Origin of the sequence: Lachnospira hominis (ex Liu et al. 2021) (assembly GCF_014287955.1) — a bacterium.
Lineage (GTDB): Bacteria > Bacillota > Clostridia > Lachnospirales > Lachnospiraceae > Lachnospira > Lachnospira hominis.
The window spans coordinates 257,597-280,035 of sequence record NZ_JACOPD010000005.1 but is presented as its reverse complement, the minus strand read 5'-3'; the positions used below and the strand labels follow the sequence as shown (position 1 = coordinate 280,035).

General features: G+C 35.6%; 23 protein-coding genes. All 23 read left to right on the top strand.

Features of this window, described 5'->3' with window-relative positions; genetic code table 11:
- The first annotated feature begins 119 nt into the window (after nucleotides 1-119).
- A complete protein-coding gene (locus H8S01_RS08975) occupies nucleotides 120-524 on the top strand; it encodes a helix-turn-helix domain-containing protein (RefSeq protein ID WP_186836951.1) in 405 nt (134 codons plus the stop codon).
- An 8-nt stretch (nucleotides 525-532) separates the two neighbouring features.
- A complete protein-coding gene (locus H8S01_RS08970) occupies nucleotides 533-958 on the top strand; it encodes an ImmA/IrrE family metallo-endopeptidase (protein ID WP_021865508.1) in 426 nt (141 codons plus the stop codon).
- Nucleotides 959-973: 15 nt separating this feature from the next.
- Nucleotides 974-1,969 (top strand): N-acetylmuramoyl-L-alanine amidase family protein, encoded by a 996-nt coding sequence (locus tag H8S01_RS08965; protein WP_330605558.1) that lies wholly within the window; start codon nucleotides 974-976, stop codon nucleotides 1,967-1,969.
- Nucleotides 1,970-2,014: 45 nt separating this feature from the next.
- Entirely contained in the window at nucleotides 2,015-3,307 is a 1,293-nt protein-coding gene (locus tag H8S01_RS08960; RefSeq protein ID WP_243204303.1) for a DNA recombination protein RmuC, read from the top strand.
- Between the two features lie 168 nt (nucleotides 3,308-3,475).
- Nucleotides 3,476-5,503, top strand: coding sequence for an acid phosphatase (locus H8S01_RS08955; protein ID WP_186836950.1), 2,028 nt, complete (start codon nucleotides 3,476-3,478; stop codon nucleotides 5,501-5,503).
- A gap of 101 nt (nucleotides 5,504-5,604) precedes the next feature.
- A complete protein-coding gene (locus H8S01_RS08950; protein WP_021865504.1) occupies nucleotides 5,605-6,081 on the top strand; it encodes a MarR family winged helix-turn-helix transcriptional regulator in 477 nt (158 codons plus the stop codon).
- Nucleotides 6,078-7,406: an MATE family efflux transporter gene (locus tag H8S01_RS08945; RefSeq protein ID WP_186836949.1), complete on the top strand. Its 1,329-nt coding sequence runs from the start codon at nucleotides 6,078-6,080 to the stop codon at nucleotides 7,404-7,406. Before H8S01_RS08950 ends, H8S01_RS08945 begins: the two co-directional genes overlap by 4 nt.
- Before the next feature lie 98 nt (nucleotides 7,407-7,504).
- A complete protein-coding gene (locus tag H8S01_RS08940) occupies nucleotides 7,505-8,785 on the top strand; it encodes a diaminopimelate decarboxylase (protein WP_186836948.1) in 1,281 nt (426 codons plus the stop codon).
- Between the two features lie 53 nt (nucleotides 8,786-8,838).
- Nucleotides 8,839-10,224, top strand: a complete 1,386-nt coding sequence (locus H8S01_RS08935) for a hypothetical protein (RefSeq protein ID WP_186836947.1) — start codon at nucleotides 8,839-8,841, stop codon at nucleotides 10,222-10,224.
- A gap of 18 nt (nucleotides 10,225-10,242) precedes the next feature.
- Nucleotides 10,243-10,584, top strand: coding sequence for a hypothetical protein (locus H8S01_RS08930; RefSeq protein WP_021865500.1), 342 nt, complete (start codon nucleotides 10,243-10,245; stop codon nucleotides 10,582-10,584).
- Nucleotides 10,581-11,555, top strand: a complete 975-nt coding sequence (locus tag H8S01_RS08925; protein ID WP_186836946.1) for a hypothetical protein — start codon at nucleotides 10,581-10,583, stop codon at nucleotides 11,553-11,555. Before H8S01_RS08930 ends, H8S01_RS08925 begins: the two co-directional genes overlap by 4 nt.
- Before the next feature lie 44 nt (nucleotides 11,556-11,599).
- Nucleotides 11,600-12,004, top strand: a complete 405-nt coding sequence (locus H8S01_RS08920) for a GerW family sporulation protein (RefSeq protein WP_021865498.1) — start codon at nucleotides 11,600-11,602, stop codon at nucleotides 12,002-12,004.
- Between the two features lie 83 nt (nucleotides 12,005-12,087).
- Nucleotides 12,088-12,231, top strand: a complete 144-nt coding sequence (locus tag H8S01_RS08915; RefSeq protein WP_021865497.1) for a hypothetical protein — start codon at nucleotides 12,088-12,090, stop codon at nucleotides 12,229-12,231.
- Nucleotides 12,232-12,400: 169 nt separating this feature from the next.
- On the top strand, nucleotides 12,401-12,586 hold the full coding sequence (gene rpmB / locus H8S01_RS08910) for a 50S ribosomal protein L28 (protein WP_021865496.1): 186 nt from the start codon (nucleotides 12,401-12,403) through the stop codon (nucleotides 12,584-12,586).
- A gap of 232 nt (nucleotides 12,587-12,818) precedes the next feature.
- Nucleotides 12,819-13,178, top strand: a complete 360-nt coding sequence (locus H8S01_RS08905; protein WP_021865495.1) for an Asp23/Gls24 family envelope stress response protein — start codon at nucleotides 12,819-12,821, stop codon at nucleotides 13,176-13,178.
- Nucleotides 13,179-13,275: 97 nt separating this feature from the next.
- Entirely contained in the window at nucleotides 13,276-14,976 is a 1,701-nt protein-coding gene (locus H8S01_RS08900) for a DAK2 domain-containing protein (protein ID WP_186836945.1), read from the top strand.
- Between the two features lie 28 nt (nucleotides 14,977-15,004).
- Complete coding sequence (locus tag H8S01_RS08895) at nucleotides 15,005-15,448, top strand: GatB/YqeY domain-containing protein (RefSeq protein WP_021865493.1); 444 nt, start codon at nucleotides 15,005-15,007, stop codon at nucleotides 15,446-15,448.
- Nucleotides 15,449-15,455: 7 nt separating this feature from the next.
- Entirely contained in the window at nucleotides 15,456-17,519 is a 2,064-nt protein-coding gene (gene recG / locus H8S01_RS08890; RefSeq protein ID WP_021865492.1) for an ATP-dependent DNA helicase RecG, read from the top strand.
- A gap of 27 nt (nucleotides 17,520-17,546) precedes the next feature.
- Entirely contained in the window at nucleotides 17,547-17,777 is a 231-nt protein-coding gene (locus H8S01_RS08885; protein WP_186836944.1) for a hypothetical protein, read from the top strand.
- A gap of 87 nt (nucleotides 17,778-17,864) precedes the next feature.
- Nucleotides 17,865-19,364 carry a stage IV sporulation protein A gene (gene spoIVA, locus H8S01_RS08880; RefSeq protein WP_186836943.1) on the top strand — a complete coding sequence of 500 codons (1,500 nt, stop codon included), beginning with the start codon at nucleotides 17,865-17,867 and terminating at the stop codon, nucleotides 19,362-19,364.
- A 73-nt stretch (nucleotides 19,365-19,437) separates the two neighbouring features.
- Nucleotides 19,438-19,962 (top strand): adenine phosphoribosyltransferase, encoded by a 525-nt coding sequence (locus tag H8S01_RS08875; protein WP_186836942.1) that lies wholly within the window; start codon nucleotides 19,438-19,440, stop codon nucleotides 19,960-19,962.
- 80 nt (nucleotides 19,963-20,042) lie between these two features.
- Complete coding sequence (deoD, locus tag H8S01_RS08870) at nucleotides 20,043-20,756, top strand: purine-nucleoside phosphorylase (RefSeq protein ID WP_186836941.1); 714 nt, start codon at nucleotides 20,043-20,045, stop codon at nucleotides 20,754-20,756.
- Nucleotides 20,741-22,432: a MutS-related protein gene (locus H8S01_RS08865; RefSeq protein WP_186836940.1), complete on the top strand. Its 1,692-nt coding sequence runs from the start codon at nucleotides 20,741-20,743 to the stop codon at nucleotides 22,430-22,432. Before deoD ends, H8S01_RS08865 begins: the two co-directional genes overlap by 16 nt.
- The last annotated feature ends 7 nt before the right edge of the window (nucleotides 22,433-22,439 follow it).

The following is a 22,439-nucleotide window of genomic DNA, read 5'->3' as shown; positions in this document are numbered from 1 at the left end:
GCAATATAATGCATTTATGCTAAAATGTCAATGATAATATGCAAAAACGCAAAAAATAATTGCGAAAATGCAAAAAGAGGTGTATGATTTTAATAGAAAAATGCAGCAGGAGATTTATTATGGATTTAGGGAAAAGATTGAAAGCAAAAAGAAAAGAAAAAAATATATCTGCCGAATATCTTGCAAAAGAATTGGGGATTTCAGTGTCAACCGTTTACAGATATGAGGATTCAAGCATATTAAAGATTCCTGTATCAACTTTTGAAAAAATGTGTGATATTCTGGGAACAACACCGGCACAAATGATGGGAAATGTTCCTGAAAAAACAGTTGATATAAAAAGCGGTAATGATTTACCTGTGAATTTTGATAATCCAAAAGATGCTATGGAATTTCTTTTGAAGCTGCCGACAGTGGCGGCTTATGGCGGATATGATCCGTCAAAGATGGATGACGAGACAATGGTGGCATTTGCAAATGAAATTTTACAGCAGTTACAACTTGTGAGTTACAAATACAGGTAGGTGGAAAAATGAGAGCAAAAGAAATAAAAAATCTCGCAGAGGATTTACGAGAAAATTACAATACGAGAAATCCATTTGAACTGGCGGATAAGTTTGGCATAAAAGTGCTTATAAGCAAAGTGCTTCCGGCGGATAAAAAGGCGTATACAATAAAATCAGATAATTATCCTACAATTATAATTGTCAACGGCAGATATGAATATAAAAGTCAGATGGTGCTTTGTGCACATGAGCTGGGGCATGCACTTCTTCATTCAGATGCGGTCAACAATTTCGCAGTTACAAGTAAAAATGCTTTTAAAAATGTTGAATATGAAGCGAATCTTTTTGCAGTATCATTGCTTTTTGATGAAGAAGATTTTAATATAAAAATGCTCAATATGAGCAATTACCTGTTAAAACAGGTTTTAGATTACAATATAGAGGAAAAATAGGGAAGTAGTTATATTGTGAAAAATAGAATTTTTAGTTATATTTTAATTTTGACTTTATTAATCGTGACTGCCGGTTGTGGAAGTAAAAAGCAGGCAGAATTAAATACACAGAATGTAGTCGAAACAACAGCTGCCGATATTGCACTGACAGAAAAACAAACTAAAACTGAAAGTATAAAAGAAACAGAAAGTGAAAATATGACAGAAGAATCAAGTGAAGAAAATGTTGATACACAGGAAGAAGTTGATGAAGATTCAACAGTAGAAGATTCAGGTGATACATATTATGAGGAATATGAGGAAGAATCACGAAACGATGAGACTCCAGGGGAAAGCAGACCGATAATAATATGTATAGACCCCGGACATGGCGGAGATAACGATGAGGGCACAAAAGAAACTTATGACGGAAAGCTTGTTATGGAAAAAGACTTAAATTACAGGATTGCGACAAGTTTAAAGTCTTATTTTGAGCAGTATGACGGAATCAAAGTTATACTTACAAGAAATGAAAATCAGGGGCTTGGCCTTATTCAGAGGATTGATTATGCTGTTGCAAATGAAGCAGATTATTTTATATCAGTCCATGTAAACAGCAGAAGCACTGACGAAGTAAATTCGCATGGATGTATGGTTCTTATGAGCTGCAGCAGATATCAGCCTGCAAATACAAAAGTCGGAAGTCTTTATGACACAGAAAGAGGAATGGCATTGTCTGTGATTTCAAAGCTTAACCGGCTTGGGCTACCAATAGCAAATGACTGGAATACAGAAAATACACAGGGAATTCTGCAGAGGGTAAATACCGTAGGTGCGACATATCCTGATGGCTCACAGGCTGATTATTATACACTTCTTTATTGCGGAACCGAAGCCGGACTTCCAACGATAATTATTGAACATGCTTTTTTAAGTAATGAAAATGATTACAGGAATTTTCTTTGCACTAATGATAAACTTGATGCATTGGCAAAAGCGGATGCTGAAGGCATAATTGAATCAATACGTTAAGCCGCGTGTCATACAGCATGCAGTAATAAAGAAAGGATTAAAGATATGCAATTTATTATTCTCATGTGCTGTGTTGTAAGCATAATAATTTCGGTTTTATGTTTAACAGTAAGCATGAAAAATAAAAATACTGATGAATATAAAAGAGTTAATCAGCAGCTTGATATGATGTCACAGACGTTTGCAACACAGATTTCTACACTTTATGACCAGCTTAACCGTCAGAATAACCTTATGGTTAATAATATAACAGCACTTGGCAGGGAGTTAAGAGAGTCACAGGAAACACAGCAGGGCAGGGCGAAAGAGCAGCTTGTAAATGTGCAGAATGAAATGAAAGAATTAAGAAAAGAAAACAGGGAGATTCTTGATAAAATCCGTGAAGACACATTGGGTACACTTGACAGCATGAGAAAATCCAACTGGGAAAGTCTTGAACAGTTAAGGAATGATAATCAGAAGAGTCTTGATAAAATTAATGATACTGTAAATGAAAAACTGCAAAAAACACTTGATGATAAGATTTCACAGTCGTTTGAAGCTGTAAATAAGCGTCTGGCTGAAGTTTACGAAGGCCTCGGTGAGATGAAAAAAGTTGCATCGGGAGTTACCGATCTTAAAAATGTACTTTCAAATGTAAAGACAAGAGGAATTATGGGAGAGATTCAGCTTGCATCAATATTAAGTGAGATACTTGCACCTGAACAGTTCGCAGAGCAGGTTGTGCTTGTTCCGGGTAAAAATGAAAAAGTTGATTTTGCCGTAAAACTTCCGGGGGCATCTGCTGACAAAACAGTATATCTTCCTATTGATTCAAAATTTCCGGGTGATACATATGCCAATCTTATGTCGGCCTATGAAAATGGCGATGTAGATGATATAAAGCAAAAGAGAATTCTTCTTGTAAATGAGATAAAAAAATGTGCAAAAAGCATACATGATAAATATATTATTCCGCCATATACAACTGATTTTGCAATAATGTTTCTTCCTTTTGAGGGACTTTATGCAGAAGTTGTAAATATGGGGCTTGTGGAAGATTTACAGAAAAATTACAAAGTAAATATTGCAGGGCCATCTACCATGGCGGCAATGCTTAACAGCCTTCAGATGGGATTCAGGACACTTGCAATACAGAAAAAAAGTGGGGAAGTCTGGAAAATACTTGAATCTGCCAAGAAAGAATTTGAGACATTTGAGGATGTACTTAACAAAACACGCAGCAGATTAAGACAGGCTGACGAAGAACTTGAGAAGCTTATCGGAGTCCGTACAAGAGCGATTAACCGTAAGCTCACTAATGTTACAGTTCTGGATGAACCGCAGGAGCTTGATTAAGAATACTTAATTCAGAGAAATAATAAAATTCAGAATTTACAAAAAAATTAAATTGATTTCATACGGATATAATTTATATTTTACATACCATCTGTATATTAATAGCTGTGATTGAAAAAACAATCATGGCTATTTTTTATATTTATAAAATGTGAAAGGCAGATGGAAATGAGAAAAACAAAAAAACTTGTAAAAACAAAAAGAGCAGTATGTGCACTGACTGCAGGAATTCTTGCAGCGGGAATGATAATGCCGGCATTTGCACAGGATGAGGCGATTGCACCAAAAAGTGCAGATTATGGTTATTATGTAGATAATTATAAGAAAAACGGTGAGAGTGGAGTTAAGGATACGATTGACAATCCGGCTAATGGAGTGCTTTCAGAAATGCTTGATTATTTTACTCCGGGAACATCATGGGATAATGGAACAATCCTTAATAAAACAATTCATGAAATGAATATTGCCGAGTCATCAAAAATAAGAAATGGTGCTGATGATTCACAGCAGGTTCTCGCTTTTTATGATGATGTACGTGATAAGAATTACAGCATGATTTCAGGACTTGGAAAATATGCAGATGAATTTAAGCATGGTGTAAATGCACAGAGTTATATTATTAAAAGTGATGAATATAAAAATTCCGGAAAAACTGAGGCTGATTACACAGATAATACTGCAGAATGGTCAGCTGTCGTCCCACAGGATGCTGAACAAAATAAATATATGGATGTACATAATGATTCAGCGTGGGCATCAGCAACAGGTGATTATGCGGGAATAGTTAATCTTGTATCTGTTTTAAGAGGCGGTGCTGCAAGTACATCTCCAGCAAAGAAGTTTTTTAAATATATGAGACCTTTCCGCTGGTCAAGAAAAGATGCATCTCTTGCAAAAGTAACAATTCTTCCGTCACTTACAACTATGGAAAAAGCAGACCCGTCTAATGACGGCGGTTATCCAAGCGGACATACTAATGCTGCATATCTTGCTGCTATCACAATGGCATATTCAGTACCTGAGCAGTATTCAGAACTTATGCTTCGTGCAAGCGAACTTGGATATGACAGAATAGTTGCGGGAATGCACTCATGCCTTGATGTTATTGGAGGAAGAATGACATCTACAGCTATTGCAGCTTCTAATTTATATGATGGTAATAATGCTGATGCAAAAAAAGCTGCTGTTCAATCAGGACAGAAACTTACCGGAAATGACAGTACAGTTGAAGAAAAAAGCGATTACGATGCTTATCAAAAAGATAAAGATACATATTTTTACAGAATGACATACAATCTCAAAGAAGACAGTGCAGATACAACAAAAGCAGTATCAGTTCCTAAAGGTGCAGAAGCACTTCTTGAATCAAGATATCCGTATATGGATGATACACAGATAAGATATGTTCTTTATTCAACAGCAATTTCATCTGGCTATTCAGTGCTTGATGATGCAGAAGGATGGGGACGTCTTAATCTTTTTGAAGCATCAAATGGTTATGGCTCATTTGATACAGATATAACGGTAAATATGGATGCCTCAAAAGGCGGATTCAATGCGGCTGATAATTGGAAAAATGATATTTCAGGAACTGGTTCACTCACAAAGGAGGGAAGCGGCATGCTTGTTCTTTCAGGAAATAATACATATACAGGCACAACAACTGTTGATGATGGAAGTATACGGGCTGATTATGCTTCGGCATTTGGTAATGGAAATGTTGTAAATAATTCAGTTATAAAAGAAAATACAGATGATACATTAAAGATTAACGGTGATTATAAACAGAACAAAAATGGTGTTCTTGAACTTACTGTTTCAAATGAAAATGATTTTGTTGATATATCAGGAAATGCTGAATTTGGCGGAAAACTTATTCTGAATTTTAATGACTATATTCCGTCATCAGATGCAGAAATTATCAAGTGTGCATCTGTTGCTTCACAGTTTGATGAAATTGAAGTAAATGCACCTGAAGGATTTGAAGGCAAGATTGTATATAATAACGGAGGAATTGACCTTGTATTTTCGCAGCCTTCCGGAAATGAAACAATCGACAATGTTACAGACAATAATTCACCTGAAACAGGTGACACATCATCAGCAGTAATGGCATTTGTAGCATTTGCATTATCGCTAGCCGGACTTCTTACAGCATCATTTGCAGATAAGAAAATGATTGATAAAATCAGATAATATTTATAATTATAAATTTAAAACTTGCATTTTATCCGAAATCGGAGTATATTAAAAAATATCCGATTTCGGATAATTTTTTTGTGCTTGCGGAGATTATAATGAACAGAGAAAAAATGGAAGAAGATTTACTTAGAAGTTTTAACCAGTTATCAAAAGAAACAAATGTGATATATCACAATTATGCAGCTGCAAATGGAATGTCGGATGCGACATTCTGGATTTTGTATACTATCTGTTATTATGGTGAGGGCGTAACACAAAAAACCATCTGCGAAGAATGGTTTTACAGTGCACAGACGGTTAATTCGTCCTTGAAGCTGCTTGAAAAAAAGAATCTTATTGAACTCAGGCTTGCACCGGGAAATAAGAAAAACAAGCAGATTTTTCTTACAGAAGAAGGAAAAGATATGACAAACAGGCTTATAGTACCTGTTATAGAAGCTGAAAAACTTTCGTTTGATGCATTTGATATACAGGAATTAAAAAAGATGTTCAGGCTCTCTTTTGAACATGTAAAACAACTTGAAAAGTTAGTTGGTAAAATAAGTGACAATAGTAAAGGAGAAGATGAATGAAAATTCAGTTATCAGATCATTTTTCATATAGCAAACTTATAAAATTTACACTTCCAACAATAGCAATGATGATATTTACATCAATTTATGGTGTTGTAGATGGTGTTTTTGTTTCAAACTGTGTCGGAAGTGATGCTTTTGCGGCTGTTAATCTGATTATGCCTATAATTATGATACTAGGTTCTGTCGGATTTATGATAGGAACAGGAGGGAGTGCCATTGTATCAAAGACACTGGGAGAAGGCAAGAAAGAAAAGGCTAATGAGTATTTTTCAATGCTTGTATATCTGTGTGTTGTATCAGGCGTAATATTGTCTGTTATAGGTATAATATTTACAGGACCGATTGCTGTTTTACTCGGTGCTAAGGGAAGTATAGCAAAAGACTGTGTGACATATGGCAGAACTGTGTTTTTTATGCTTACGGGCTTGTTTTTGCAAAATGCATTCCAGAGTTTTCTTGTTGTTGCCGAAAAGCCCAAGCTTGGACTGTTTGTAACGCTACTTGCCGGATTTACTAATATGTTTCTGGACTTTTTATTTGTATATGTATTACGGTTTGGCGTTTTTGGTGCGGCACTTGCAACAGGAATAAGCCAGTTTGTCGGTTCTGTAATTCCGATTATATATTTTGCCGGTGGTAAAAATAATGTACTTAAACTGACAAAATGCCGTTTTAACAAAGATATAATTATAAAGACATGTATTAACGGTTCATCAGAAATGGTCACCAATATGTCAATGTCTCTTGTAAATATTCTGTATAATATGCAGCTTATGAAATATATAGGTACTAATGGAGTTGTTGCATACGGAATAATTATGTATGTGGGATTTATATTTGTGGGAACATATATGGGATACGCTGTTGGTTCTGCTCCTGTTATAAGTTATCATTACGGTGCAGGCAATAAAGATGAACTTAAAAATCTTTTCAAAAGAAGTCTTACTATAATAATTGTAAGTTCTGTTGTCATGACACTTATTGCTGAAATTATTGCCGGTTATCTTGCAGGAATATTTGTAAGTTATGACAATAATCTGCTTGAGCTGACAACTGAGGCGATTAGAATATATGCTGTTTCATATCTTATAAGCGGTGTAAATATATTTGCTTCGTCATTTTTTACTGCTTTAAATAATGGTGTTGTTTCAGCTGTTATTTCATTTATGAGAATGTTTGTATTCCAGATTGTCATGATTCTTCTCCTTCCGGTCGTTCTGGGAATCAGCGGAATATGGACTGCGGTGATTGCAGCAGAAGTTCTTTCTGTTGTAATAAGTGTGATGTTTCTTGTAAAAAACAGGAAAAAATACAGCTATTAAACTATTTTGTTTGACAAATATAGTCATGTAGGCTAAAATTTTACGCAGAGTTTTATACAAAAGATTTATATGGAATTGATGAGGAAGGAGCTTGTAAAATGGCAGAGAAAAAGACATTTGTAACATTGGAACAGTTGAAGGAGATTGATAAGACATATCCTACACCATATCATCTTTATGATGAAAAGGGCATCCGCGAGAATGCAAAGAAACTTAAAGAAGCATTTTCATGGAATAAAGGATACAGAGAATATTTCGCAATTAAAGCTACTCCAAATCCATACATACTTAAAATCTTAAAAGATTACGGCTGTGGAGTTGACTGTGCATCGATGACTGAACTTATGATGGCATATGCATTAGATTACAAACCGGAAGAGATTATGTTTTCTTCTAATGATACACCGGCAGAAGAATATGAATATGCAGCAAAGATTGGTGCAACAATCAACCTTGATGATATAACACATATTGATTTTCTTGATAAGATACTTGACGGAAAGTTCCCGGAGACAATGAGCTGCCGTTATAATTCGGGTGGATTTTTTAAGCTTGGTACTTCGATTATGGATAATCCGGGAGATGCCAAGTATGGTATGACTCATGAACAGATAATTGAGGCATTCAAGATTCTCAAGTCAAAAGGCGTTAAGCATTTTGGTATTCATTCATTCCTTGCAAGCAATACTGTAACTAATGAATATTATCCTACACTTGCCAAGATTTTATTTGAGCTTGCTGTTGAACTTAAAGAAAAAACAGGAGCAGATATCAAGTTTATCAATCTTTCAGGCGGTATCGGCGTTGATTACAAGCCAGAGCAGGAAAAGAATGATATTTCAATTATCGGTGCCAATGTACACAAGGTATATGATGAAGTATTAAAGCCGGCCGGAATGGACGATATTGCAATTTATACAGAGCTTGGACGTTTCATGCTCGCACCTTACGGATGCCTTGTGACTAAAGCAATACATGAAAAGCATACTTACAAAGAGTATATTGGTGTTGATGCATGTGCTGCAAATCTTATGAGACCGGCTATTTATGGTGCATATCATCATATCACTGTTGCCGGAAAGGAAAATGCACCTTGCGACCATGTTTATGATGTAACAGGTTCACTTTGTGAAAATAATGACAAATTTGCCATAGACAGAAAGCTTCCAAAGATTGATATGGGAGATTATCTCATTATTCATGATACAGGAGCACACGGATTCTCAATGGGATATAACTATAATGGCAAGCTTCGTTCAGCAGAGCTTCTCTTAAAAGAAAATGGTGATGTCCAGATGATAAGAAGAGCAGAGACTCCAAAGGATTATTTTGCAACATTTGATTTCAGCGATGCATTGGATAAGCTTAATCTTAAATAAAATAGTTAATCCGGATAATCTCAATTTTAAAATAAAAATTAAGGAACTTGATAATGAAAGATTTAAAATATATTGCAGGCGAAATAAGCAAAGGTAAAAATCTTGATATTAATCTTGAAAAATATGCGACGGGTATGTGTTCTTTTTACAATACCCTCGCATGTATAAAGCTGGCAATGAATTACTATACAGTATATGATATGTATAATGAACAGCCTGTAAAAGAACCTCTTTTTAATGAATGTTTCGAAGAGTTTAACAGCCTTGTTGCAAAGATTGCAGCAAAAGAAGATATTGACATTAAAACTGTTGATGATTTAAGAAATAAGATTACGGGAATTATGGAAAGTGTAACTTCTTTTGTTGACAGATTAAGAATATATGAGCATGCATTAAACAGAATTGAATACAGATTCAGGGATGATGAATTTGATAAAGAATATTATAATACGTATCTTACAAATGATTTGATGCATTATATATTATCTGATAAGGATAATGTGGTTATTCACAGTAAGATAGCAGAGGTTGTAGGCCAGCTTCCTATGAGATTGTCAAGAAATAAGTTTTATGAATATTTAAGAGATGCATTCTCTTTGTATCATGGTGCCCAGAAAGGCACAATTGATGATTTTGCCTATTCTTTAAAGACAACAGCTACAATACATAAGCCGGAAGGCTTTGATGAAATTATGCCTGAAATGCATGAACTTGTTGGTTTACTTGAAAATGCAGATTACACATCCCTTGACAAAGACGAGTACAAGAAACTTCATGATGCATTACAGATTGGTGCTGAAAAAGTAACAGATCTTGCAGATTATTTTGTACTTCTGGCACAGATGGTTAATGATTTGTATACAATACTACTCACAGGCGGATATACTGTCGGTGAGGTAGAGGAGACAAATCTTGCATTTTCTATTATAGAGCAGATTGTTATGGCACATAATGGAAAAGATGAACTTAGCGAGGACATTCTTGAAGATTTTACCCAGTTTGAGGGTAAACAGGAAAGAATTTTAAGTGTTATAAGCCAGTGCGATTATGCTGTCGATATGGTGATTGATGAGTATAAAGAGGAGGCAGAAAAATGCAATCTTCTTACAGTATACGAAGCACTTAAAAAGGTTTCACTTTTACAGTCCGGAAGTGATTTTGTTGAGCTTGAAAAAGATAAATCAAGTGAAGAAGTTCCACAGGATTTATATGCAGATGAGGTGTGTGAATCGCTTATTGATGATTTGAAAACATTTTTTGAAAGTGCAAGCGTTCCGGTCAGAAGAGCAGTGATGGCAACTTTGTTATCACAGCTTCCTGTATTTTTTAATAATACTGATGAAATTCAGAATTACATCAATGTTTCACTTATGCAATGTACTGATGAAGCCGAAGCAGCAGCTACGGTTGAGGTTTTGAAGCTTATAATTAATTCATAGATGGGACTGTGATATATAATGAGATGGTATAGAAACCTGTATCTGGGTGATAATGCTAAAAAAGCAAAATATAAAGTATTTGGCAGAATACGAAAAGGGAGATTTACATCGGATACATTTCTTATAACACTTCCTTCCTCTGAGGAAAATCTGCTTGATATAACATCAGCAAATTTTTTATTACAGCCATATTTCAAGAAGAAAATAAATCTTGATAAAATATATGTTGTGGGGCTTGCAAAAGGAAGAGAAGAGGCTTTATATCTTGTAAGAGATATAATTGATGAAGTGTATTCAAATACCAAAGGTTTTGACATAGCCGGATATCTGCATTTCGGGGTTGGGAGAAATAGAGAATGATTCATATATTGCTTCTGGTTTTAAAAATAATAGGGATTATTCTTCTTGTTATCCTGCTTGCGGCTATTGCGGTTATTATGGCAGTGCTTTTTGTTCCCGTAAGATATAATCTTACGGCAGAATATTATGATAATAAGCCTGATGTTAAGTTTAATGTTTCATGGCTTTTGCATCTTTTCAGGATTAATGGCCTATATAACAAAAATGACGGTTTCATGATGAAAGTGAAAATTTTATTTTTTACACTTTATCCTAAAAATAAAAAGACAGATGCAGATGATAATGCAGTGAAAAAAAGCCATGAGAAAAAAACTGAAAAAAAAGAACAAACAGAACATAAAAGACATGAAAAGAATGTTTTTGACGATCTGCCTGATAAAGATGAACTTCAAGATAAACAGGAAGACCCGTGCCAGCAGGAAGTTTCTGTTGATGAATTAAAAAAGCCTGAAAATGTGTCACAAAAAATGATTGAGAAGAAAGATTCTCATTCTGAGACATGTAAAAAAACAGGAATCATGCAGAAAATTTTGGGTATTTTTGATAAAATAAAAAGTATTGCAGTAAAAATCAAAATCACTTTTAAAAATATAAAAAACAAACAGGAAAATTTATCTGATAAAATCAGAAATTTTAATAGTAAAATAACAGATGAAAATAACAGAAAGCTTGCCGGCTTCCTATGGGAACAGACAAAGCTTGTTATTGCAAAGGTTAAGCCTTCAAAGTTTAAGGGGCATATCTGTTTTGGGTTTGATGAGCCTGATATAACAGGCAGGGCTGCAATGTATGCAGCTGTTCTGTATGGCTTTCTGGGACTTGATTTTGATATAATTCCTGATTTTGAGAATGAGATTCTCGAAGGAGAGGTATATTTAAAAGGCAGCGTACAGCTGTTTGGAATGGTAGTTATAGCTTTAAGGGTATATACTAACGAATTATTCAAAAAGATAATTTTAAAGAAAAATTAATATTTTATCAAAGTTGGATAATAGTTAAAATAAAGGAGGATATTATGGCAGAAAATAAGAATAACTTTGATGCTACTGTGGCATCACTTTTTAAAGGGATGGATTCATTTGTATCAGCCAAGACGGTAGTGGGTGATGCTGTGACGGTAAATGATACAATCATTCTTCCGCTTGTTGATGTTTCATTTGGTGTTGGTGCCGGTGCATTTGCAGGTGAAAAGAAGAATAATGCCGGTGGTGCAATGACAGGGAAAATGTCACCAAGTGCTGTTCTTGTTATACAGAATGGTGCAACTAAGCTTGTAAATATCAAGAACCAGGATACTGTCACAAAAATTCTTGATATGGTTCCTGATATTATTGATAAATTCACAGGTAAATCAGGCAATGTGACAACTGATGATGACATTAATGATGCTATTGACGGAGTTGCAAAGGAATTTGAATAACAGATTTTAATAAATATATTTGAATAACAGATAAACTGTGTGCATATAATAAAGCAGGGAAATGTGCATTTTAGGAGAATGATATGTGTTGCAGAATGATTGGTTTTATACTTTTCTGGATTGCAATCGGAATGATAATTGCACTTTTTCTTGCTGAAAATATGTTTTTTTGCATATGTGTTATTATTGCACTCATATTGCTTGGATATAATATGTTTTGCAAATGATATATAAAGGCTGGAAAAAAGCAGGGCAGTAAAAATACATAAGTAAATTATGATGATATCAAACATTCGACAAACTTTTTTCAAAAAAGTATTGCATTTTGTCTTGTTGTCTGATACAATGTCTGTTGTTGTGGGTAAAAATAACCCAGCCGTAAGGAGGTGTAAATCAATGGCAAAATGTGCAATTTGCGAAAAAGGTGCTCATTTCGGTATAGCTGTGAGCCATTCTCATAGAAGAACTAATAAGAAGTGGAATTCTAATGTTAAGTCTGTAAGAGTTAATGTTAATGGAGCAGCTAAGAAGATGTACGTTTGTACTTCATGCTTACGTTCTGGATTAGTTGAACGTGCTTAATTTCATTCAGTAAGCATCTGCTATTAATTTTCGAAAATTTATAACAGTAAAAAGTGGATTGCTGTCAGCGACCCACTTTTTTCTTTTTAAACGGATATTAAACTGAGAATAAGCATTGTGCTTCTTAATAGAAGAAAAAGGGTTTATTTTTTGGTCAAAGCAATGTATAATAACATCAATGAAGTAGAATATAAATTCAGATGTTTTATTACATCTGTGAATGGAGGTATATATGAAAGGTTATTTGGATGGTGAACTGGGGATGATTTCCATTGATTCAGAGGTGATTGCCAGATATGCAGGTTCTACTGCGGTGGAATGTTTCGGCATCGTCGGAATGGCAGCTGTCAGCATGAAAGACGGACTTGTCAAGCTTTTAAAGGGTGACAGCCTCACAAGAGGAATCAAAGTTGATATTGATGAAGATAATAAGATTACAATAGATTTTCATGTTATAGTTTCATACGGTGTAAGTATTCTTACAGTTGCTGATAATCTTATTGAAAATGTCAAGTATAAGGTTTGTGAATTCACAGGTCTTGAGATTAAAAAAATTAACATATTTGTTGAAGGTGTCAGAGTAATAGATTAACTGGCACATATATATATATTGATTCATATATATTGATTATTGCAGACAGACGTAAAGTTTGTCATTTGCCGTTGTATCGGCGGAATGGAGGAAAATTGTGGCAACCAATACAATAGATGCAGCACTTGTCCAGAAGATGTTTCTTGCAGGTGCCAAGAATCTTGAATCAAAAAAAGAATGGATAAATGACCTTAACGTATTTCCTGTACCGGATGGTGATACAGGTACTAATATGACAATGACAATTATGTCGGCAGCCAAAGAAGTAAGTTCAATTGCCAATCCTACTATGGAGAATCTCGCAAAGGCAATTTCTACAGGTTCATTAAGAGGTGCTAGAGGAAATTCAGGTGTTATTCTCTCACAGCTTTTAAGAGGATTTACAAAGGAAATGTCATCACTTAAAGAGATTACTGTTGAGAATCTTGCAGCTGCAACACAGCGTGCAACAGAGACAGCTTACAAGGCTGTCATGAAGCCAAAGGAAGGTACAATTCTTACTGTTGCAAGAGGAATTTCTGAAAAGGCAGCTGAAGTTGCGTCGCAGACAGAAAATCTGGAAGAAGCTCTTCTTACTATAATTGAACATGCTGAATATGTTCTTTCAACAACACCTGATCTGCTTCCTGTATTAAAAGAAGCCGGTGTTGTGGATTCAGGCGGACAGGGACTTGTTGTAGTCCTCAGAGGAATGTATGATGCACTCACAGGAAAGGTTACAGAATTTGATATTTCAGAACCAAAGGCAGATATATCAGAGAAGACACAGGCTAAAGGTGCAGCTATTGATAATGTTGATATCAAATTTGGATATTGTACAGAGTTCATTATTATGCTTGATAAAGAGTTTAATGAAAAGACAGAACAGGAATTTAAGGCATTTTTATCATCAATTGGTGATTCGATTGTATGTGTTGCATTAGATGATATTGTAAAAGTACATGTTCATACAAACCATCCTGGTCAGGCATTTGAAAAAGCACTTGAATATGGCCAGCTTACAAAAATGAAAGTTGACAATATGAGAGAAGAGCATAACCAGAAAGTTGTCGAACAGGCAGAGGTGCAGGCTGCTGTTGCTTCAGAGGCACAGAAAAAGAATGGCAAGCCGATTGCATCAAACCAGCCTAAGAAAGACTTTGGATTTGTTACAATTGTAGCAGGTGAAGGTCTTGCTGAGATTTTTAAAGGACTTGGCGTTGACAGCGTAATTGAAGGTGGTCAGACAATGAATCCGAGTACAGAAGACATCCTCAATGCGGCAGACAGTGTCAATGCTGATGTTGTATTTGTTCTTCCTAATAATAAGAATATTATTCTTGCCGCACAGCAGGCAGCTTCGATTGTTGAAGGCAAGAAGATTGTTGTTATACCTACAAAGACAATTCCACAGGGTATCACAGCTATGATTAATTTCGAGGCGACAAGAAGTGCAAAAGAAAATGAAGATGCAATGGTCGAATCACTTTCTACAGTTGCAACAGGACAGCTTACATATGCAGTCCGCGACACTTCAATTGACGGCAAAGAGATTAAAAATGGTGATATTATGGGTCTTGGCGATTCTGGACTTCTTGCAGTCGGCAAAGACATAGATTCAACTCTTATTGAAATGCTTGATGAGATGATGAAAGAAAATGCTGAAGCAGAACTTATCAGCGTATACTATGGTGAAGATGTGACAGAAGAGGATGCTGAAGCAGTTGTTGCCAAGATAGAAGAAAAATATCCTGATACAGATGTTGAATTACAGCCGGGTGGCCAGCCAATTTATTATTATCTTGTATCAGTAGAATGATTTATGTTAAACAGGAGGATGTTTGGTCATGAGTATGATAGATGTTGTAAGAGCAGATATGGTAGCTGCAATGAAGGCAAAGGAAAAAGAAAAGAAAGAAGTTCTTTCAATGCTTCTTGCTGATCTTAAAAATTATGAGATTAATAACAGAGTTGAGCTTACAGATGAAGCAGCTGCACAGGTTGTTTTAAAACAGATTAAACAGCTTAAAGAAACTTTGTCACTTACACCTGCGGACAGAACAGATATTATTAACGAATGTAATTTTTCAATAAGTGTATTGCAGAATTATGCACCTGAGATGATGGATAAAGATGCAATTGAAAAAGTAATCAAAGAAACACTTGCTGAACTTTCAATCGAAAAGCCAACACCTAAAGATAAAGGTGCCATTATGAAAACACTTATGCCTAAAGTTAAGGGTAAGGCAGATGGCAAACTTGTAAATGAAGTTTTAGCATCAATGATGTAATAAGCCTATGAAAATAACAGAGTTAAAAGGTATAGGCGAAAAATATGCACAGCTGCTTGGCAGGCTTTCTGTATATACAGTTGAAGATCTCGTGGGTTTGTACCCACGGGATTATGAACTGTATCAGGAGCCTGCTTTTATTAGCACACTGTCGCCAGATTATGAGAATACTAATGTTGTAATAGACGGTGTTGTATCAAAAAAAATTGATGTCTATCATACGGGAAAACTTGCAGTTATAAGTACATTTATCAATGATGAAAATGGTGACAGAATAAAATGTACATGGTTTAATATGCCATTTTTAAAATCGTCATTAAAGCTTGGAATGCGTTATATATTCAGAGGCAGGTTTGTTATAAAAAATGGAATAAAAATACTTGAGCAGCCGCAGATGTATACACGATCGCAATATTCTGAGATTGAAGGAACCATGCAGCCGATATATCCGCTTACAAAAGGATTGTCTAATAAAACGGTTGCCAACGCTGTGCATCAGGCACTTGAAAAGTTTGATGCCGGATTGGAGAAAGAATACATTCCAGGTTATGTGAGACAAAAAAACGAACTTGCTGAGCATAACTATGCAGTTGTAAATATTCATTTTCCAAAATCGATGGAGGACTATATTCAGGCACGAAAAAGGCTGGCTTTCGAGGAATTCTTTTTATTTGTTCTTGCTGTAAGAAGTCTTAGAAATTCTAACGAAAGAATTCCTAATGGATACATTATACAAAATGATTCACGGACGGATGATTTTATAGAAAAGCTTCCATTTTCGCTTACAAATGGACAAAAGAGTGCGTGGACGGAAGTTAAAAAGAATATGTCAGGAAAAGGTCTTATGAGCAGGCTTATTCAGGGCGATGTTGGTTCTGGAAAAACAATTATAGCAGTGCTTGCACTTATGAATACAGCATATGCCGGTTATCAGTCAGCAATGATGGTACCGACGGAAGTTCTTGCAAAACAGCAGTACGATTCAATAACAAAAATGTTTAATAATATGGGCGTTGAACTTAATGTTTCATTACTTGTCGGTTCAATGACAGCTGCCGCAAAAAGAAAGGTATATGAAGATATAGAAAACGGAAGCACCGATATAGTAATTGGAACACATGCTGTAATACAGGAAAAAGTGATATTTAAAAATCTTGCACTTGTAATTACAGACGAACAGCACAGATTTGGCGTAAATCAGAGGCGGGACTTGTCAGATAAAGGAAATAATCCGCATATTCTTGTAATGAGTGCGACACCTATTCCAAGGACGCTTGCAATAATTGTATATGGCGATTTGGACATATCTGTTATAGATGAACTTCCGGCAGAGAGGCTTCCGATTAAAAACTGTGTTGTCGATGAAAGTTACAGGCCAAATGCGTATAAATTTATTGAAAATCAGGTCCATGCCGGAAGACAGGCATATGTTATATGTCCGATGGTAGAGGACAGCGAGAATATTGAGGCTGAAAATGTTATTGATTATGCAAAAAAATTATCAGGTGAGCTTCCGGATGATATAAAAGTTGAATATCTTCACGGAAAAATGAAAGCTTCACAGAAAAATGAGATAATGGAGAAGTTTTCAAAAAATGAAATAAATGTGCTTGTTTCAACAACTGTAATTGAAGTTGGCGTAAACGTGCCAAATGCAACAGTTATGATGGTTGAAAATGCAGAAAGATTCGGACTTGCACAGCTGCATCAGTTAAGAGGCCGTGTCGGACGAGGCGGTTTTCAGTCGTATTGCATATTTGTGTCAGGTAATAAATCAAAGAAAACAAAAGACAGACTTGAGATTCTTAATAAGACAAATGATGGATTTAAAATTGCAGAAGAAGACTTGAAACTGCGTGGTCCGGGAGATTTTTTCGGAGTAAGACAAAGCGGAGATTTTGATTTTGGAATAGCAGATATTTATACGGATGCAAAAGTTTTAAAAAGTGCGTCAGAAGCAGCAGGAGAAGTACTTGACAAAGACCCGGAACTTGAACTTGAAGAAAACAGATATCTGGCAGAAAAAGTGTCGGAATATACAGTTAAGTGCCTTGAAAAGCTCAACATCTGAATATTGATGAAAAGAGGAGATTGTTTTATGAGAGATATGGAATTTACAATGAGCCGTCCCGGTCTTGTTGAGCCGGGACAGGAAGTTGAAATTACAGAAGGAAAACTTCCAAGCAGTTATTATTATACAATAGAACCGGCTGTCGCAATGTCAGGCAATTACACGACATCGGAGCGTTTAAAGTCAAGAAAAGGCATTGTCAAAGAAGTTGGTGAAACGGCGAGAGGATATTATGTAATTGCATCTTTTGACGAATAAATATGATTGCTATCCGCATATACATTTACCAATATAATATAATTATATAATTATTAATATTTACAAGTGTATTTCGGAGGGTGATTTATGGATAGTGCTTTAAAATTTGATATCTACAAAGATATACAGATGAGAACCAGTGGTGAGATTTTTCTGGGAGTTGTAGGTCCTGTAAGAACAGGAAAATCAACATTTATAAAACGGTTTATGGATCTTTGGGTCATACCCGCAATTGAAAATGAAAATGTCAGGAAACGTACTATAGATGAACTTCCGCAAAGTGGTTCAGGCAGCACAATAACGACAACCGAACCGAAATTTATTCCGGGAGTTGCTCCTGTAATATGCCCTGTTGACGGTGTAAATGTAAAAGTGCGTCTTATTGACTGTGTTGGATTTATGGTGAAGGGTGCTCTTGGTGTGTATGAAAATGATAAGGAGCGTCTTGTAAAAACTCCGTGGTCTGACAGTCCAATTCCATTCAGTCGTGCGGCAGAAATAGGAACCGGTAAAGTTATTTCGGAACATTCAACGATTGGAATTGTTGTAACAACTGACGGTTCTTTTACGGAAATTCCGAGAGAATCATACGTCGAGCCTGAAGAGCGTACCATACGTGAATTAAAAACTATAGGTAAACCATTTGTTGTTATTTTAAACAGCAGCAAACCTTATGCCAAAGAAACCAAAGCACTTGCTGAAGAAATGTCACAAAAATATAACGTAGCGGTAACTCCTGTAAACTGCGACCAGCTTAAAAAAGAAGATGTAAAGCAGATTTTAGAGAGTGTTTTGATGGAATTTCCTATACGCTGCATAGGATTTTTCGGGCCACAGTGGCTTGAGATGTTATCGTGCGACCACTGGCTAAAAAAAGAAATAACTGATGCGGCTGCCAAAATCCTTGACAGTGCTACATATATGAAAGATACAAGAAATAATAATATTTTTGATATGATAATGAACACAGATGGGGAGAGTCACATTCAGGATATGTCATTCAGAAATATTAATATGGCAGACGGAAATGTCTCAGTTGATATAAAAATGAAACCTGATGTTTACTATGATGTGCTTAGTGAACTTACAAAAACGCAGATAAAAAATGAATATGAACTGATAAATACAATAAAAGAACTTGCATCAAAGAAGCAGGAATTTGATTCTGTCAAAGAGGCACTTACGGACGTCGGAATCAGTGGATTCGGTGTTGTAACTCCTTCAGTTAAAGATATTGTGCTTGATGAACCGGCTGTTATAAAAAACGGAAATAAATATGGTGTACGCATAAAAGCCCAGGTTCCGTCAATTAATATGTTAAAGACAAATATCAATGTTGAGATTGCACCGATAGTCGGCAATAAAAATCAGGCTGATGACCTGATTGAATATATAAAAGATAATACAAAGGATAATCCACAGGGAATCTGGGAAACTAATATTTTTGGAAAAACTGTTGAACAGATTGTAAGTGACGGAATAAAAGAAAAGACACATAATATTACGCCCGAAAGCATGGAGAAAATCAGCGGCACACTTGAAAAGGTGATGAATGAAAACACAGGACTTGTATGCCTTATTGTATAAATAAACTTGTACAATAATATGAAAATGTGTTATTATTAACAAAGAATAAAGATATCTATTTGGAGGATACGAGATGAAGAAATTGGAAGAATATGTAAGAAGTATTCCTGATTTTCCTGAAAAAGGAATTATATTCAGAGATGTGACAAGTGTACTTCAGGATGCGGACGGATTACATCTTGCAATTAACGAGATGGATAAGTGTCTTGAAGGAATTGACTATGATGTTGTTGTAGGTCCTGAATCGAGAGGATTTATTTTTGGTGTGCCGATTGCATACAATAATCATAAAGCATTTGTGCCTGTAAGGAAGAAAGGTAAACTTCCATGTGAGACAATTTCGTGTGATTATGATCTTGAATATGGAAAAGCAACTATCGAGATGCACAAGGATTCAATCAAACCTGGTCAGAAAGTTGTAATTATTGATGATTTAATTGCTACAGGTGGTACAACAGAAGCTATTATCAAGCTTGTTGAAGAACTTGGCGGCGTAGTTGTAAAGGTTGTATTTCTTATGGAACTCAAAGGACTTAAAGGAAGAGAAAAGCTCAATGGATATGATGTTGATGCTGTAATCCAATATGAAGGTAACTAATTATATTATGGCTGCTGACAATCTGCATAATGCGGATTTTTGCAGCCTTTTTAAATTTCATTATAAAAGGAGCTTAACTTATGGCAACACCACATAATAATGCCCGGATGGGAGATATTGCAAAGACGGTTCTTATGCCCGGAGATCCGTTAAGAGTTGAATATATAGCAAAAAATTATATGGAAGATGCAGTATGTTTTAATAAAGTAAGGGGTATGCTTGGATATACAGGAACATACAAAGGCAGAAAAATATCTGTTATGGGAAGCGGCATGGGAATGCCGTCTATGGGTATATACAGCTATGAATTGTATAAAATGTATGATGTGGACAATATAATAAGAGTTGGTTCGGCTGGAGCTTTTAAAGATGATATTAATCTTAAAGATATAGTAATTGCACAGGCTGCATGTACAGATTCCAATTATATGTCACAGTTTAAGCTCCCGGGAACATTTGCACCGGTTGGTGATTATAATCTTATTTCGACTGCTGCCGGAAAGGCAGAAGAGCTTGGACTTAATGTCCGCGTAGGCAATATCCTTTCTACTGATTCATTTTATACTTATGACCCATTGGACAATGATGCATGGAAACGTATGGGAGTTTTGTGCGTGGATATGGAAGCAGCTGCTCTTTATGCTAATGCAGCGGCACTTTCAAAAAAAGCATTGTGTATGCTTACAATAAGTGATCATTTGTATAAATCAGAAAAACTTGATGCCGGTGAGAGGCAGGAAGGATTTAATGATATGATTAAACTTGCACTGGAGGTAGCATGGACTCAAAAGTAATCTTGTTTATTGCAGCACTTATTGTGGCGGTGATTTATCTGTGGGTGGATAATAACAGGCGAAGGCGTGAACGTATTGAAAAAAAGCTTGAATCCAGCTGGGGAAAACCGTCAACAAGGAAAATAACAGATGATGAAATGAAAGTTATTTCTCATTATTATGAGGACAGCATAGAAAATTCCGGGGCCGACAGCGGATATATAGATGATATAACGTGGAATGACCTCGATATGGATAGAATTTACAAAAAAATGAATATAGCAAATTCTTCTGTTGGTCAGGAAAGTTTGTATAAAATGCTCCGTATTCCGTCGGATATAAAGAAGTTAAAAGAAACTGACAGACTTGCTTCGTTTTTTGCATCCGATAAAGAAAAAAGAAAATCTGTGCAGAGGATTTTCTGCTGGCTTGGATTTTCAAAGGGTGTATCGGTAAGTGATTATATCAGCCTGCTTTCGGATTTGAAGCCGTCGGGCAATCTTATTCATTATCTGTCAGTAATTTTAATAGCAGCTGCGATTATATGCTGCATTTTTGTGAATCCTGTTGCGGGAATCGGGCTTGTTATTGTGGCTGTAAGCTTTGCTGTAATAAGTTATTACAAATTAAAAGCCGGCGTTGAACCTTATTTTATATGTATAACACAGATTGTACGCATGGTCCAGGCTGCACATGATATTGAAAAATTAGATATAGAAGAACTTTCGGAATATAACAGATATTTTAAAGATGCTGAAAAAGATTTTTCTTCTGTTGTAAAAAATTCGGGAATTCTGACATCAGGCAATGTGACAGGTTCACTTTCAGAGATGGTACTTGATTATGTACGTATGCTCACACATATAGACCTCATTAAGTTTAATCATATGCTTAAAAAGCTTGATTCACATGAGGACAAGGTTTATGAGCTTATGGAAACACTTGGATATATTGAAGCATGTATATGCGTAGCCTCTTTCAGAAAACAGCTTGAATACTGGTCAAGACCTGCGTTATCTTCACATGGGACTAACATGTCGGTGACTGAGGTTTTTCATCCGCTTATTAAAGAACCAGTTGTAAATTCGATAACAACATCAAAACATGTTCTTGTAACGGGGTCAAATGCATCGGGTAAATCGACATTTTTAAAGACGATTGCAATAAATGCTCTTTTATCACAGACTATTTATACAAGTACATCAAAAGAATATAATGCTCCTTTTTATAGGATATATTCTTCAATGGCACTTCGTGACGACCTTAATGCACAAAACAGTTATTACATTGTTGAAATAAAATCATTAAAACGTATACTTGATGCTGTTGATAAAGATGATAAAAGACCTGTACTCTGTTTTGTTGACGAGGTTCTTCGCGGAACAAACACCGTTGAACGAATTGCTGCATCATCTGAGATACTAAAAAGCCTCAGATATAAAAATGTGCTTGTTTTTGCGGCTACGCATGATATTGAACTTACGTATCTTCTTGAAAAATATTATGATAATTATCATTTTCAGGAAGAAGTTACAGATGATGATGTAAAGTTTAATTACAGACTGTTTACAGGACCTGCGGTTACAAGAAATGCCATAAAACTGCTTGGTGTGATTGGGTACAACAAAAATATAATTGATGCAGCAGAATCACAGGCTGGCTATTTTATCAGGAGTGGAAGCTGGAAGGTTGATTAATGATTTT